A 277-nucleotide genomic window follows, 5' to 3' on the forward strand; every position below is an offset into this window, starting at 1 on the left:
AGTAGAGCATCTGCTCGAAGTTGTGGCTGCCGATGTCGCAGAGGATGCCGCCGTACTGCGCGGGGTCGTAGAACCAGTCCGGCCGCCCGCCGCCGATGCGGTGCGGGCCGAAGCACACGACCTGCACGACCCGGCCGATCGCGCCGCGCTCGATGAGCTGCCCGGCGAGGATCGCGGCCTCGTTGTGGATGCGCTCGCCGTAGTAGACCGCGTACTTGCGGCCGGTGCGCGCGGTCGCCTCGCGGACGGCCTTGAGCTGCTCCAACGTGGTCATCGG

The 277-nt window shown here is 70.0% G+C and carries 1 protein-coding gene; it reads right to left on the minus strand.

The genetic code is table 11. The features are described from left to right. On the minus strand, positions 1-277 hold a 277-nt coding region (locus tag WA640_RS28705; RefSeq protein WP_335992393.1), incomplete at both ends, for a Gfo/Idh/MocA family protein.

The organism is Glycomyces sp. MUSA5-2, from assembly GCF_037034145.1.
Taxonomy (GTDB): Bacteria; Actinomycetota; Actinomycetes; order Mycobacteriales; family Micromonosporaceae; genus Glycomyces; species Glycomyces artemisiae.